This is a genomic window from Massilia sp. Root418, assembly GCF_001425265.1.
GTDB lineage: Bacteria > Pseudomonadota > Gammaproteobacteria > Burkholderiales > Burkholderiaceae_D > Rugamonas.
In genome coordinates, this window is record NZ_LMEC01000001.1 from 734,001 (window position 1) to 747,612 (window position 13,612).

A 13,612-nucleotide genomic window follows, 5' to 3' on the forward strand; every position below is an offset into this window, starting at 1 on the left:
ATGTATCAGGCAACCTGATATTAACCTACCAAAAGAGAGAATGAGATGAGCCAATACGACAAGCGCTGGAGTACCGTCCTGGTTGAAGTCACGGGCGGCATCGCCTGGGTGACACTGAACCGCCCCGAAAAGCGCAACGCCATGAGCCCCACCCTGAACCGCGAAATGATCGACGTGCTCGAAACGCTGGAGCTGGATCCGGAAGCGCAGGTGCTGGTGCTCACCGGCGCCGGCGACAGCTGGACCGCCGGCATGGACCTGAAAGAGTACTTCCGCGAGAACGACGGCAAGCCGGAGATCTTCCAGGAGAAGCTGCGCCGCGACTGCTCGCAATGGCAATGGAAGCTGCTGCGCATGTACAGCAAGCCCACCATCGCCATGGTCAACGGCTGGTGCTTCGGCGGCGCCTTCTCGCCGCTGGTGGCCTGCGACCTGGCCATCACGGCTGACGACGCGGTGTACGGCCTGTCCGAGATCAACTGGGGTATCCCGCCGGGCAACCTGGTAAGCAAGGCCGTGGCCGACACCATGGGCCACCGCCAGGCGCTACACTACATCATGACCGGCGACACCTTCACCGGCAAGGAAGCCGCCGCCATGGGCCTGGTCAACAAGAGCGTGCCGCTGGCCGAGCTGCGCGCCGCCACCGTGGAGCTGGCAGAAAAGCTGCTGGCCAAGTCGCCCACAGTGCTGCGCATCGCCAAGAACGGCTTCAAGCGCTGCCGCGAACTGACCTGGGAACAGAACGAGGATTACCTGTATGCCAAAGTGGACCAGTCGAACTACCGCGATCCGGAAAAAGGCCGCGCCCAGGGCCTCAAGCAGTTCCTGGACGATAAGACCATCAAGCCCGGCCTGCAGACCTACAAGCGCGCATAAGACGCGCCGACCGCAGGCTCGCCATGGCCAACCGCCGCCAGCGAGCCGCCAGCCCAATAACAACGCATCAAAGGAGACACGCCATGCTTGAAGCACGCTTGCTGATCGGAGGCCTGGACCAGGCCGCGTCCAACGGCGCCACCTACCAGCGCCTCAACCCCGCCACCGGCGACACCGCCTCGGTGGCCGCCGCCGCCACCCTGGAGGACGCCGACGCCGCCGTGGCGGCCGCGCAGGCGGCCTTCCCCGCCTGGTCCGCCACCGCGCCCGGCGAGCGGCGCCGCCTGCTGCTCAAGGCCGCCGACTGCCTGCAGGCGCGCGCCCCCGAGTTCATCGCCGCCGGCGTGGCCGAAGCGGGCGGCGTGGCCGGCTGGTACGGCTTCAACGTGATGCTGGCGGCCGGCATGCTGCGCGAAGCGGCCGCGCTCACCACCCAGATCGCCGGCGAAGTGATCCCGTCGGACGTGCCGGGCCTGATGGCCATGGGCGTGCGCCAGGCCTGCGGCGTGGTGCTGGGCATCGCACCGTGGAACGCACCCGTCATCCTGGGCACGCGCGCCATCGCCACCCCGCTCGCCTGCGGCAATACGGTGGTGCTCAAATCGTCGGAAATCTGCCCGGCGCTGCACCGCCTGATCGGCGCCGTGTTCGAGGACGCCGGTTTCCCGCCAGGTGTGGTCAATGTCGTCAGCAACGCGCCGCAGGACGCCGCCGCCGTGGTGGCGCGCCTGATCGCCCATCCGGCCGTCAAGCGCGTCAACTTCACCGGCTCCACCAAGGTGGGCCGCATCATCGCCCAGCAGGCAGCGCAGCACCTGAAGCCGGTGGTGCTGGAACTGGGCGGCAAGAACCCGCTGCTGGTGCTGGACGACGCCGACCTGGATGAAGCAGTGCAGGCGGCCGCCTTCGGCTCCTTCTTCAACCAGGGCCAGATCTGCATGTCCACCGACCGCATCATCGTCGACAACAAGGTGGCGGACGCCTTCGTCGAGAAGCTGCGCGCCAAGACCGCCACCCTGCGCGCCGGCAAACCGGGCCAGGAAGGCGCGGTACTGGGCGGCATGGTGGACGCGCAGGCGGCGGCGCGCGTGGCGGCCATGGTGGCCGACGCCGCCGCCAAGGGCGCCGCGCTGGTGTGCGGCAGCGCGGATGCGGACGGCAACGTGCTGCAGCCGGCGATCATCGACCGCATCACGCCGGACATGCTGGTGCACCAGGAGGAATCCTTCGGCCCCATCGTCGGCATTATCCGCGTGGACGGCGACGAGGCGGCGCTGGCCGAGGCCAACGCCAGCGAATACGGCCTGTCGGCCGCCATCTTCAGCCGCGACATCCCGCGCGCGCTGGCCCTGGCGCGGCGCGTGGAATCGGGCATCTGCCACATCAACAGCTCCACCGTGGCGGACGAGGCGCAGATGCCCTTCGGCGGCGTGAAGGCCAGCGGCTACGGGCGCTTCGGCGGCAAGGCCGGCATCGCCGAATTCACCGACCTGCGCTGGATCACCATCCAGAGCGGCCACCGCCACTACCCGGTGTGACGGTGGTGCACGCCATGACGCAACTCTCCACCACCAGCCACGCCGGGCTGGACCTGTCGCGCTACCGCCCGGTGCGCATCGGCAGCGCGCCGGTGCTGGCGCAAGCCGACGCCCAAGGCGGCTGGCGCCTGGTTTCGCAGGAACCGCTGGGCGCCTACCCGGACCGCATCACCGACTGCCTGGTGCGCGGCGCCGAGCGCCACCCGGAGCGCACGCTGGCCGCCCAGCGCGGGCCGGACGGCGCCTGGCTGCGCATCAGCTACCGCGAGATGCTGGCGCAGGCGCGCGCGGTCGGCCAGGCCCTGCTCGACCGGGGCCTGTCGGAAGAGCGCCCACTGATGATCTTGTCCGGCAACGACCTGCCGCATTTGCAGCTGGCGCTGGGCGCGCTGTACGCAGGCATACCGTACTGCCCCGTGTCGCCCGCCGCTTCCGCCGCCATCGACAGGGAAGGCGATTACGCCAAGCTGGCCCACTTCGTGCGCCACCTGACGCCCGGCATGGTCTACGCTACCGACGGTGCGGCCTGCGCCGCCGCATTGGCGGCTGCTGTGCCGGACGGCGTGGAAATCGTCACCGTCCACGGCGACGCAGGCCGCGCCTGCACGCCGCTGGCCAGCCTGCTCGCTGCCGTTCCCGGCTCGGTGGACGCGGCCAACGCCGCCAGCGGCCCGGACACCATCGCCAAGTTCCTGTTCACGTCCGGCTCCACCAAGCTGCCCAAGGCCGTGGTGACCACCCAGCGCATGCTGTGCGCCAACCAGCAGATGCTGCTGCAGACCTTCCCGGCCTTCGGCGAGAAGCCGCCGGTGCTGCTGGACTGGCTGCCCTGGAGCCACACCTTCGGCGGCAGCCACAATGTCGGCATCGCGCTGTACAACGGCGGCAGCTATTACATCGATGACGGCAAGCCCACCGCGCGCGACTTCGCCGTCACGGTGCGCAACCTGAAAGAGATCGCCCCGACGGTGTTCTTCAACGTTCCCAAGGGCTGGGAGCTGCTCACCGCAGCGCTGGAGGCCGACCCGGACCTCTGCCGGCACTTCTTTTCGCAGATGGAGCTGTTCTTCTTCGCCGGCGCCGGCCTGTCGCAGGCGGCGTGGGACGCCCTCGAAAAGGTAAGCGAACGGCATTGCGGCCAGCGCATCCGCATCATGGCCGGCCTGGGCATGACGGAGACAGCGCCCTCCTGCACCTTCACCACCGGCCCGGTGATGATGGCGGGCTACGTCGGCCTGCCCGCGCCGGGCTGCGAAGTGAAACTGGCGCCGGTGGAGGGCAAGTACGAGGCGCGCTTCCGCGGCCCGCACGTGATGCCGGGCTACTGGCGCGCACCCGAAGCCACTGCGGCCGCCTTCGACGAGGAAGGCTACTACTGCAGCGGCGACGCGGTGCGCTTCGTGGACCCGGCGCGCCCGGAAGTGGGGCTGATGTTCGACGGCCGCATCGCCGAGGACTTCAAGCTGAGCACCGGCACCTTCGTCAGCGTCGGTCCGCTGCGCGCGCGCGTCATCAGCGCCGGTGCGCCCTATATCCAGGACGTGGTGGTGGCCGGCATCAACCGCGACAGCATAGGCTTGCTGGTGTTCCCGCGCATGGACCAGTGCCTGGCGCTGTCCGGCCTGGGCGCCGGCGCCGACGCCGCCGCCATCCTGTCCAGCCCCACGGTGCGCAGCCACTTCCGCCAGCTGCTGGCGGAACTGAACACCAGGGCCACCGGATCGGCGTCCCGCATCGAGCGCCTGATGCTCTTGGAGGAAGCGCCGTCCGTCGCGGCCGGCGAGCAGACCGACAAAGGCTCCATCAACCAGCGCGTGGTGCTGGCGCGCCGCGCCGCTCTGGTGGAAGCGCTGTATGCCGGCACTGGCGACACGGTGCTGACGGCCGGCTGAGCCGGACCTGCGGGCGAAGGTGCCGACGAAGCTGCCCGCGGACCTGCCGGCGGATCGGCTGCCGGGCCGTCAAGCCGGGTAGCCGACCGTTTGCGCCAGCATCACGCGCTGGCCGGCGTCCAGGCCCATCAGGCGGGCCAGGCCGGCCTGGTCGAACCAGGCGCGCGCCACGGTGGCCATGCCTTCAGCGGCACAGAACAAGTACACGTTCTGGCTGATGTGGCCCGCATCGAAGGCTGCATGCAGCAGCCGTTCGGCGTGGTCTTCGGCCGGCAGGCGTGCCAGGTTGGCCACGTACAGCAGGTTGACCGGCGCCGTGGCCGGGTAATCCTGCTTGCCGGTGGCCGCGCGGATGTCGGCCCGTCCGCACAGCACCAGTGCTGGCGCCTCGGGATCGTAGCGGTACCAGCCGTCGGCCATGGCCACGTAGATGTCGATCTCCTGCGCGTTCGATACCGACGGCGCGGTGCGCCCGTGTTCCGACGCCCGGTTGATCCCGTACGCGGCCCACAGCAGCCGGGACAGGCGGTAGCGCGGCAGCTCCCTCGGGCTGAAGGCGCGCTGCGAGCGGCGCTGCCTGAGCGTGTCCACCAGGCCCAGGCCCAGCGCGCCGATGTCCGAATCCAGCTCCAGCGCCGCCGCTTCCACCAGCGGCAGCACGCCGCCGTCCGGCACCTGCTGGTCCTCTTCCTCGGCCGCGCGCGGCACCTGGCCGGGCGCGGGCACCAGCCGCAGCAAGGCCTGCACCAGGTTGGCGCGGCTGACCATGCCCTCCAGGCGGCCCTCGCGCAGCACCGGCACCCGCTTGATGCGGTGCTCCTCCATCAGCGCCACCACCTGCTCCAGCGGCGTATCGGGCGCCACGCTGACCACGGCCGCGCTCATCACTTCGCCCACCAAGGCGCCGCGCTTGCCGCCGCCGCGCGCGCGCAGCATGGCCAGCCACGGCGGCGCAGCGGCATTGCCGCCCAGCGCGGCGCCGCGCAGCAGGTCACCCTCGCTCAGCATGCCGACCAGGCGGCCGCCCGCATCCACCACCGGCAGGGCGCCCAGCCTGTGCTTGAGCATCAGGCTGGTGGCCTGCTGCACGCCCGCTTCCGGCGCCACGGTGATCAGCAGGCGGGCCATGACTTCGGCGGCGGTCGTGGCCGCAGGCCCCGGTTGTGTATTGCGCATGCATTGCTCCTGAAATTGACGGTTGCCGGAGTCCGTCCCGGCGCCGCTACTATGCAGGGTTGCGCAGCCGGAATCCTTGATCCAGATCAAATGGTCACGGGTGCGGCCATTTTGCCGAAAACTTGATCTGGCGCCCTGTTCGCGCCCAACGATCTGCCGCACACTGGACGCATGGCAGACGACCGGTGCATCGCCGCGTTCCTCCTGCCGACGCACCATCGCCCCACGATCGCACCGCAAAAGGAGACCCCATGCCCAACGCCATCCTGCTGCCCACCGACGGCAATCCCCGCGCGGCGCCCGCCATCGAACGCTGCATGCGGCTGGCACGCGCGCACGCGGCTACGGTGATCGGCCTGTACCTGCTGCCGTGCGAGGACCTGTCCACACCGGAAGACCACAGCTACCTGCCCGAGCGCGAGCGGCCGGCCAGCATCATCCGCGCCCGCGACGAACTGTGCGCCGTCAAGGCTGCGGCGGCGCAGGCGGGCGTGCCCTGCGTGGTACTCACGCGCTGCGGCGCCTCCCCCTACGACGCCGCCATTTCAGCCGCGCTGGAACGGCAGTGCGACCTGATCTTCCTGGACGCCATGGAGCGCGCGCCCGACGGCGGCGAACTGGCCGCGCTGGAACAATCCGGCCTCGAACTGGCCGGCGCCACGGTCAGCAGGCAGGAAAGCTGATACTTTGCGCGGCCGGCAGACGGGCCCGCGGCATCACGGCCCCACGGGAGCCTCGCCGATCCGCGCCAGCAGGCCGGCCCGCTCCTGTGCCACCTGGAAGCCGGCGGCTGCCATCGGCACGCCGGCCGCGCCCAGAGCGAAGCAGGCCAGCTGCAGCCCGGACTCCACCGCCTCGGACACCACCTCGGTGGCGCCGGCCCGCTTCAGCGCAAGCGCGTGCTTCTCGTCACGCGCACGCGCCAGCAGGCAAAGTCCCGGGTAATGACGGCGCAGGGCGCTCACCGCATGCAGCGCTGCGCGCGGGTCGTCCATGGTCAACACCACGCAGGCCGCGTCGTCTATGCCCAGGCGCCGCAGCAGCTCGGGCAGCGAGGCGTCGCCCGAGAACACCGCGTCGTCCTGCCGCTGCTTCCTGGCCTCGTCCACCAGGCCCCGGTCGCGCTCCACCGCGACGTAGCGGATGCCCTGCCTGGCCAGCACGTCCGCGATCAACTGGCCGACCCGGCCGAAGCCGCCGATGATGATGTGGCCATGCAGCCGCGTCCCCGCCCGGGCCTGCCCGCCGGGCGGCACGCCGGCTTCCCGGCCGGCCTTCCCGCGCCGCGCCAGCGCGCGGCCGGCGGCAGCAGCTCCCGGCGCCAGCAGCATGCTCATGCTCACCACCAGCAGCAGGAACTGGCTGGCCTCGGGCGTCAGCAGGCGCGTGCTCACCGCGTACGCCAGGATGATGAAGGCGAACTCGCCGCCCTGCCCCAGCAGCAGGCCGCCGTGCAGCGCGCCGGCCCAGCCCTGCCGCCGCAGCAGCAGCGCCACCACCGACGCCTTCACGGCCAGCAGCCCGAGCACCGAGGCCGGCAGCAGCAGCGGGTACTGCGCCACCAGGCGCAGGTCCACTTCCATGCCCACCGCCAGGAAGAACAGGCCCATCAGCAGTCCCTTGAACGGCTCCACGATGATCTCCACCTCGTACTGGAACTCGGTGTCGGCCAGCAGCAGGCCCGCCAGCAGGGCGCCCAGCGCCAGCGACAGCCCGCTGGCCGCCGTCACCGTGGCGATGCCCAGGGTGAGCAGCAGGATCAGCGCCACGAACACGTCCGGCTGCCGCTGCACGGCGGCCGACGAGAACAGGGGCTTGGCCACGCGCCGCCCCACCACATACAGCAGCGCGATGGTGGCGGCGGCTTTCGCCACCGCGACCAGCAGCGTCCAGCCCATGCCCTCGCTGCCGCTGCCCGCCAGGCCCTCGACCAGGATCAGCACTGGCACCACGGCCAGGTCCTGCAGCATGAGGATGGCGAAGCATTTCTGGCCGACCGCGGTCTTCAGCGCGTTCTGCTTGTTCATCAGTTCAATGGCCACGGCGGTGCTGGACATGGCCAGCGTGAGGCCGATGGCCATGGCGGCAGGCGGCGCATTGCCGAACAGGTAAGCAAACAGGCCGATCACGCAGGCCGTGATGAGCACCTGCGCCGCGCCGGTGCCGAACACGTCGCGGCGCATGGACCACAAGCGCGAGGGCGACAGTTCCAGGCCTATCATAAACATCAGGAACACAATGCCCAGCTCGGCCAGCGACTTGATGCGCTCGACGTCCTGGAACGTCGCCATCGCCAGCCAGGGCGCCGCGCCGGCCCATTGCCCCAGGCCGTGCGGCCCGAACGCCACGCCCGCCACCAGAAAGCCCAGCACCTGGTTGATGCGCAGCCGCTGCAGCACCGGCACCAGGATGCCGGCCAGGGCCAGGAAAAGCAGGGTTTCTCGGAGGTGGTGTGCGGACATGGCGGGTGGTGAATGTTGATACTGAACTGCTGGAGTCTAGGGGCGCGCGGCCGCCCGCACAAGGCATCCAGATCAAACTTGCCCCAATCAGTTCCCGGCGGCCCAGTTTTCCCACAGCGCCGCCAGCGCGGCATTGCCGTTGTCCCTGGCGCGCACCACGATGACCTGCAGCTGCAGCGCCCACGCCGGACCACCGGCGGCGACCAGTCGCCCGGCCTGCAGATCCGGCAGGATGCTGCTCTCGGGTAGCCAGGCCACACCCATGCCGGCGACGGCCAAGCCCTTGAGCACTTCGGCCATGTCCGACTCGCAGGCCGCGCTCAGCGCGCAAGGCCCGGCGCGCGCGGTGAGATAGTCCACCACGCGGCCGAAATACGAGTCGCGCCCGTAGGCCAGCAGCGGCAACGGCGCGGCCTGCGCACCCGGCAGGGCGAAGGCCGGACCGCCGGAACGCCCCGGTGCGCAGGCGGGCAACAGCACGTCCGTGCCCACCACCAGGCTGTCGAACTGGCGCGGGTCCACCAGCACCGGCAGGTCCGGATGGTGGTAGCACACCAGCAGGTCGCAAGCGCCTTCCGTCAGGGCCAGCACAGAGTCGTGCACATTGGCCGCCTTGATGCTGGCCGGCAGCGGCACCCTGCCCGCGCCTGCCGCCTGCAGCCAGCGCGGCAGGAAGGCATGCGCCAGCGTGTGGCCGGCCGCGATGCGCAGCATGCCGCGCTCGCCGTCTTGCCTGCTGAGCACCGCGCGGGCGTCGTTCAGGGCTTTCATGGCGGTGGCGGCGGCGCTGCTGAACACCACGCCGGCGGGCGTGAGCGCCATGGGGAAGCCGCGCCGGTCGATCAGGTCCGCGCCCACCCACTGTTCCAGCGCGCGGATACGCTTGCTCAGGGCGGACTGGGTCACGCCCCGCTCATCGGCGGAGCGCGAAAAGCTGCGCGTGTGCGCAAGACTCTGGAAATCTTCTATCCAACGGGTGTCCATGCATGCCTCTGCTATTCCGGGCCGGCATGACGCCAGTCCCAACTTTCATCACGAGTAGCGGCCGCCGCCCTATGCTGGAGGCCTGTACCCTCCTTCAAGGAACGCAACATGACAACCGAGACTGGCATGACAAGCCGCCGGCCGCAGCCCGCATCATACTTCAACGATCAGGCGCCGCTGGCGCAATTCACGATAGGCATAGTGGGCGGCATCGGCCCTGCCGCCACGGTGGACTTCATGGACAAGATCATCCGCCACACGGATGCGCGCTGCGACCAGGACCATCTGCGCCTGCTGGTCGAGCACAACCCTGCCATCCCGGACCGCACCGCCCACCTGCTCGGCCGGGGTGCGGATCCGACCGCAGCGCTGGCCGACGCCTGCCTGCGCCTGCAGGCAGGCGGCGCGGCACTGATCGCCATGCCGTGCAACACGGCGCACGCCTACCTGGGCCGCATCCGGCCAGGGCTGGCCATCCCGGTGCTGGACATGCTGGCCGAAACCGTGGCCCATATCGCGTCCGCCCATCCCGCCTGCGGCAAGGTTGGGCTGCTGGCCACCTCCGGCACCATCGCGACCGGCATCTACCACGAGGCGGCGCGGCACGCGCCTTTTGAGCTGATAGCGCCCGAAGCGCACTGGCAGGCGCGCGTCATGTCGGCCATCTACGGCCCGCACGGCGTCAAGGCCGGCCACACTGCCGGCGCCTGCGTGGACGAGCTGCACGCCGCGATCGCCCACCTGGCCGCGCGCGGCGCCACCGTCATGATCCTGGGCTGCACCGAGCTGCCGCTGCTGCTGGGCCAGCAGCAGGGTTATGACGCGGGCGGCATCGCCGTTGACCTGGTCGATCCCACCCTCGTCATGGCCAGGCGCTGCATCGCCCTGGCCCGCGCGGCGCAGGAACGCCTGGCCGCTTAGCTCTTCTCCGGCATGGCGGACGAGTGGTGGCTGGTGATCAGCCACTGGCCCTTGCTCCACTTATAGGTAAAGGTGTAGCGCGCCTTCACCTGCTTGCCGTCGGCGAATTTGAAGGTGTACAGGCCCGCGTCGACCGCGCTGTTGCAGTCGATCTCGATGCTGCGGCTGTCGATGCTGCCCACCGGCTTGCCTTCCAGGAAGTGCACGAAGTAGTCCGCCTTCTCGTCCGCCGTCAGGCGCGGCTTGTTCGACAGGGTCGGCAGCAGCACGGACTTGCCGGCGTAGTTGGCTACCACCTTGTCCGGACTGCCGGTCTGCAGCGAGGCATTCCAGCGGTCGAACAGGCCGGCGATGTCCTTTTCCGACGCCGCATGGCAGGTTTCGGTGGCCGCGTGGGCGTTGGAGGCCAGCAGGACGCAGGCAAACGGAATGAGGGTCAGGTAGCGCATAGAGTTCCTTGGTTGTTAATTGAAAGTTAGTTGAAACATAGCTGGGAAAATCAGTTGCGGAAAAACGGGAGCCGACATGCGCAGTATCTGCCCGCACGCCGCGTCCTGAATCAGCCGGGCGGCGGATGTCTTCTATGCCGATTGGCATATAATTTCGCCAACCTCAAAACGAGCCGCCCGATGAATCCCTCTGCCGACACCACCGACGCGCCGCCCAGCGCCCGCACTGCCCGCCACCGCTACCGCCATACCGAAGGCAGCGCCTCGCGGCTGCGCCTGCTCACCGATGCCGGCCTGGCCCTGGCCGCCGGCGGCAGTGGCGCCGGCGCGGCCATCCTGGCCAGGGCGCTCGCATTCCTGTCCATGGACGAAGGCTTGCTGCTGTACCGGCAAGACGACGGCCTGCACGTGCACGCGGCCCAGGGCGCCGTGTATCCGGTCGGCGCCTGCCTGCCGCTGGCCGGCGCACTGCACGCCGCCTCGCTGGAGAACGCGCTGCCGCAGGTCGGGCAGGACGTGCAGAGCCGGCTGCGCATCGGCCGCGCCTGCGCCAGTGGCCTGGAAGTGCTGCTGCCGATGCTGTTCGGCGGCCGGAACACCGGCGTGCTCGCCCTCATCGGCACCCGCCGCGCGCCGCCGCCCAACGCGGACGACCTGGAGGCACTGCAGGTGCTCGCCACCATGCTGGCGGCGGCCCAGCCCCGCTCCGGCAAGCAGGCCTTGCGCACCGGCGGGGCCGGCGGGGCTGGCGGGAATGCCGCGCCCCGCCTCGCGCAGCTCACCACCCGCGAGCTGCAGGTGTTTGCGCTGATGCCGCGCGGGCTCACCAATGCCGCCATGGCTGCCGAACTGGGTATTGCCGCCGGCACCGTCAAGGTGCACATCGAGCGCATCCTGCACAAGCTCGGCCTGCGCGACCGTACCCAGGCTGCCGTGTGTGCGGTGGAACACGGGTACGGCGCATGAAGCGCCTCGCCCCGCCCTGGCGCAACTGGTCCTTGGCGGCCAAGGGCGGCGCCGTGATCGCGGCCTCGCTGGCCATGCTGCTCGGCTCCGTAGCCACCAGCCATAAGCTGGAGCGCCAGACCGCCGACGCCACCGCCGAAATGCTGCGCACCCTGAAGGTCCAGCGCGACATCCAGCTGCTGCATACCCTGATCGCCGAAGCGGCCACCGGCGTACGAGGCTACCTGCTCACCGGCGTCGACGATTTCCTCAGGCCGTACCGCATCGCCGAGGCGCGCCTGCCCGACGCGCTGGCCAGCCTGCGCGAGAACGTGCGCGACCCCGAGCAGCTGGCGCGCCTGAACCAGCTGGCGCCGCTGGTGCAGCACAAGCTGGCCGGCCTGAACGCCCTGCGCAGCCAGTACCACAGCCAGACCGGCGACCTGCGCGCCAGCCTGGTGGCCGGCCGGGAGATCCTGAACCAGCTGCGCGACGGCATCGGCGCCATGAATGCCCGCGAGTCGGTGCTGCTGGAGGCCCGCACCGCCGCCGTCCAGGAAGCGCTGCGGCGCCACTTCCTGATGAACGCGGCCACCATCCTGGTGGGACTGGCCGGCGCCCTCGCCATGCTGCTGTTCACCATCCGTGTGGTGCGGCGGGTGCGGCTGGCGGCGGAAAACGCGGAGCGGCTGGCGAACGACCAGCCCCTGGTCGCCACCGGCGCGGCCAGCGATGAGCTGGGACGCCTGGCCGAACGCCTGCACCGTACCAGCCTGTTGCTGGCCAACCGCGCCACCGCCGCGCAGGCCGCCAGCCTGGCCAAGACCGAGTTCCTGTCGCGCACCAGCCACGAGCTGCGCACCCCGCTCAACGCCATCCTGGGCTTTGCGCAGCTTCTGGAGGACGGCGCCGCGCGCAGCCAGGACCGGCAGCATGCCGCGCACATCACCCGCGCCGGCCAGCACCTGCTGTCCCTCATCGACGACGTTCTCGACGTCGGCCGCATCGAAACCGGCAAGCTGCCGCTGGCGGCCGCGCCGGTGCCGCTGGGCCCCGTGCTGCGCGAAGCTCTTACCCTGCTCAAGCCCCTGGCAGCCCAGTACCGGGTGCAGCTGCCGGAACCGGGCTACTGCGGCGGCCTGGCGGTACTGGCCGACCGCCAGCGCCTGATGCAGGTGATGCTGAACCTGCTGTCCAACGCCATCAAGTACAACGCCTTGCACGGGGAGGTGCGCATTGCGGCCCGCGCGGAAGCGGAGGCGGTGGCCATCGCCATCGAAGACGACGGTGCCGGCATCGCCGCCGGGATGCAGCAGCGTCTGTTTACGCCGTTCGACCGGCTGGGCGCAGAGCGCAGTGGCACCGACGGCATCGGCCTTGGCCTGGCTGTCTCGCGTTCGCTGGCCGAAGCCATGGGCGGCAGCATCGCCGCAGACAACCTGCCCGGCAAGGGCAGCGTGTTCACGGTGCGCCTGCCACGTGCCACGCCGCCGGGCCGGCAGGCGGCAGCGCTGCCTTCGCCCACGGGCCCGGCGCCGGCCGCACGCAAGCCCCTGCTGCTGTGCGTGGACGGCGACGCCTCCAGCCTGGCGCTGATCGACACGCTGATGGCGCGGCGGCCCGGCTGGGAGCTTGCCGGCGCCCGCACCACCGCCGAGGGATGGCAGCTGGCCGCGCGGCGCGCACCTGCCGTGCTGCTGCTGGACCTGGCGCTGCCCGACGCTCAGGGCTTGCTGGCCCGCTGGCGCAGCGACCCGGCGCTGGCGGCACTTCCCGTGGTCACGGTCGGCGCGGCGGCTGCATCCGGCACGGCCGGCCACCTGAAAAAGCCCCTGGACCTGCCGGAATTTTTTGCGCTGCTCGATAGGATACTGCAATGAATGAAGAAGACATGCTGGCCTCGCGCGTGCTGATCATCGACGACCAGCCCGCCAATCTGCGCCTGCTGGAAGAGCTGCTGGCGCGCGAAGGCCTGACCCATGTGGTGGGCACCACCGATGCCCGGAAGGCGCTGGAACTGTACGCCGCCTTCGATCCGGACCTGATCGTGCTCGACCTCATGATGCCGGACCTGGACGGCTACGCGGTGCTGGAACACCTGAAGCGGCGCGGCGATCCCTATGACTTCCGCCCTGTGCTGGTGGTGACCGCCGACGCCACCGGCGAGGCCAAGCGCCGCGCGCTCTCGCTGGGCGCCAAGGACTTCCTCACCAAGCCCTTCGACACCATCGAGGCCATGCTGCGCGTCTGGAACCTGCTGGAAACGCGCGCGCTCTACAAGCGCCTGCAGGCGCTCTCCCCCAGCGAACCGCCGATTGCCCGCTGGCCGCCCTCGGCGCGGGGGCGCTGAGCGGCGGGCCAGCCCG

At 70.3% G+C, this 13,612-nt stretch carries 12 protein-coding genes; 8 read left to right on the forward strand and 4 right to left on the reverse strand.

The window, feature by feature from the left end:
* Positions 1 to 45: 45 nt before the first annotated feature.
* From ASC94_RS02990 to ASC94_RS03000, 3 genes are all read left to right on the forward strand, one after another.
* Entirely contained in the window at positions 46 to 879 is an 834-nt protein-coding gene (locus tag ASC94_RS02990) for a p-hydroxycinnamoyl CoA hydratase/lyase (RefSeq protein ID WP_056390515.1), read from the forward strand.
* Between the two features lie 83 nt (positions 880 to 962).
* Complete coding sequence (locus ASC94_RS02995; protein ID WP_056390518.1) at positions 963 to 2,417, forward strand: aldehyde dehydrogenase; 1,455 nt, start codon at positions 963 to 965, stop codon at positions 2,415 to 2,417.
* A gap of 14 nt (positions 2,418 to 2,431) precedes the next feature.
* A complete protein-coding gene (locus ASC94_RS03000; protein WP_056392065.1) occupies positions 2,432 to 4,309 on the forward strand; it encodes a feruloyl-CoA synthase in 1,878 nt (625 codons plus the stop codon).
* A gap of 69 nt (positions 4,310 to 4,378) precedes the next feature.
* Here ASC94_RS03000 and ASC94_RS31495 read toward each other — a convergent pair whose 3' ends face one another.
* Entirely contained in the window at positions 4,379 to 5,485 is a 1,107-nt protein-coding gene (locus ASC94_RS31495; protein WP_162251384.1) for a CBS domain-containing protein, read from the reverse strand.
* A gap of 251 nt (positions 5,486 to 5,736) precedes the next feature.
* On the opposite strand from ASC94_RS31495, the gene ASC94_RS03010 reads away from it, so the two are divergent.
* Positions 5,737 to 6,168 carry a universal stress protein gene (locus ASC94_RS03010; protein WP_056390521.1) on the forward strand — a complete coding sequence of 144 codons (432 nt, stop codon included), beginning with the start codon at positions 5,737 to 5,739 and terminating at the stop codon, positions 6,166 to 6,168.
* A gap of 33 nt (positions 6,169 to 6,201) precedes the next feature.
* On the opposite strand, the gene ASC94_RS03015 is transcribed toward ASC94_RS03010, so the two are convergent.
* Both ASC94_RS03015 and ASC94_RS03020 read right to left on the reverse strand, forming a co-directional pair.
* Complete coding sequence (locus tag ASC94_RS03015) at positions 6,202 to 7,947, reverse strand: cation:proton antiporter (protein WP_056390524.1); 1,746 nt, start codon at positions 7,945 to 7,947, stop codon at positions 6,202 to 6,204.
* A gap of 87 nt (positions 7,948 to 8,034) precedes the next feature.
* Entirely contained in the window at positions 8,035 to 8,931 is an 897-nt protein-coding gene (locus ASC94_RS03020) for a LysR substrate-binding domain-containing protein (protein WP_056390526.1), read from the reverse strand.
* Positions 8,932 to 9,039: 108 nt separating this feature from the next.
* Here ASC94_RS03020 and ASC94_RS03025 point away from each other — a divergent pair, with 108 nt between their 5' ends.
* A complete protein-coding gene (locus tag ASC94_RS03025) occupies positions 9,040 to 9,852 on the forward strand; it encodes an aspartate/glutamate racemase family protein (protein WP_082616085.1) in 813 nt (270 codons plus the stop codon).
* Here the strand turns inward: ASC94_RS03025 and ASC94_RS03030 are convergent.
* A complete protein-coding gene (locus tag ASC94_RS03030) occupies positions 9,849 to 10,301 on the reverse strand; it encodes a hypothetical protein (protein WP_056390538.1) in 453 nt (150 codons plus the stop codon). The genes ASC94_RS03025 and ASC94_RS03030 overlap by 4 nt on opposite strands.
* 180 nt (positions 10,302 to 10,481) lie before the next feature.
* On the opposite strand from ASC94_RS03030, the gene ASC94_RS03035 reads away from it, so the two are divergent.
* Genes ASC94_RS03035 through ASC94_RS03045 form a run of 3 tightly spaced genes read left to right on the forward strand, consistent with a single transcriptional unit; the run spans position 10,482 to position 13,596 of the window.
* Positions 10,482 to 11,267, forward strand: coding sequence for a LuxR C-terminal-related transcriptional regulator (locus tag ASC94_RS03035; RefSeq protein ID WP_056390540.1), 786 nt, complete (start codon positions 10,482 to 10,484; stop codon positions 11,265 to 11,267).
* Positions 11,264 to 13,126 carry an ATP-binding protein gene (locus ASC94_RS03040; protein ID WP_056390542.1) on the forward strand — a complete coding sequence of 621 codons (1,863 nt, stop codon included), beginning with the start codon at positions 11,264 to 11,266 and terminating at the stop codon, positions 13,124 to 13,126. The genes ASC94_RS03035 and ASC94_RS03040 overlap by 4 nt, the downstream gene beginning before the upstream one ends.
* A complete protein-coding gene (locus ASC94_RS03045; RefSeq protein ID WP_056390545.1) occupies positions 13,123 to 13,596 on the forward strand; it encodes a response regulator in 474 nt (157 codons plus the stop codon). The genes ASC94_RS03040 and ASC94_RS03045 overlap by 4 nt, the downstream gene beginning before the upstream one ends.
* Positions 13,597 to 13,612 lie beyond the last annotated feature (16 nt).

Bases quoted from the DNA above. Each gene is read 5' to 3' on its own strand.
- ASC94_RS03015 (WP_056390524.1), bottom strand. From the start codon at position 7,947: ATGTCCGCACACCACCTCCGAGAAACCCTGCTTTTCCTGGCCCTGGCC.
- ASC94_RS03025 (WP_082616085.1), top strand. From the start codon at position 9,040: ATGACAACCGAGACTGGCATGACAAGCCGCCGGCCGCAGCCCGCATCA.
- ASC94_RS03000 (WP_056392065.1), top strand. From the start codon at position 2,432: ATGACGCAACTCTCCACCACCAGCCACGCCGGGCTGGACCTGTCGCGC.
- ASC94_RS03030 (WP_056390538.1), bottom strand. From the start codon at position 10,301: ATGCGCTACCTGACCCTCATTCCGTTTGCCTGCGTCCTGCTGGCCTCC.
- ASC94_RS03040 (WP_056390542.1), top strand. From the start codon at position 11,264: ATGAAGCGCCTCGCCCCGCCCTGGCGCAACTGGTCCTTGGCGGCCAAG.
- ASC94_RS03035 (WP_056390540.1), top strand. From the start codon at position 10,482: ATGAATCCCTCTGCCGACACCACCGACGCGCCGCCCAGCGCCCGCACT.
- ASC94_RS03010 (WP_056390521.1), top strand. From the start codon at position 5,737: ATGCCCAACGCCATCCTGCTGCCCACCGACGGCAATCCCCGCGCGGCG.
- ASC94_RS03045 (WP_056390545.1), top strand. From the start codon at position 13,123: ATGAATGAAGAAGACATGCTGGCCTCGCGCGTGCTGATCATCGACGAC.
- ASC94_RS02990 (WP_056390515.1), top strand. From the start codon at position 46: ATGAGCCAATACGACAAGCGCTGGAGTACCGTCCTGGTTGAAGTCACG.
- ASC94_RS02995 (WP_056390518.1), top strand. From the start codon at position 963: ATGCTTGAAGCACGCTTGCTGATCGGAGGCCTGGACCAGGCCGCGTCC.
- ASC94_RS31495 (WP_162251384.1), bottom strand. From the start codon at position 5,485: ATGCGCAATACACAACCGGGGCCTGCGGCCACGACCGCCGCCGAAGTC.
- ASC94_RS03020 (WP_056390526.1), bottom strand. From the start codon at position 8,931: ATGGACACCCGTTGGATAGAAGATTTCCAGAGTCTTGCGCACACGCGC.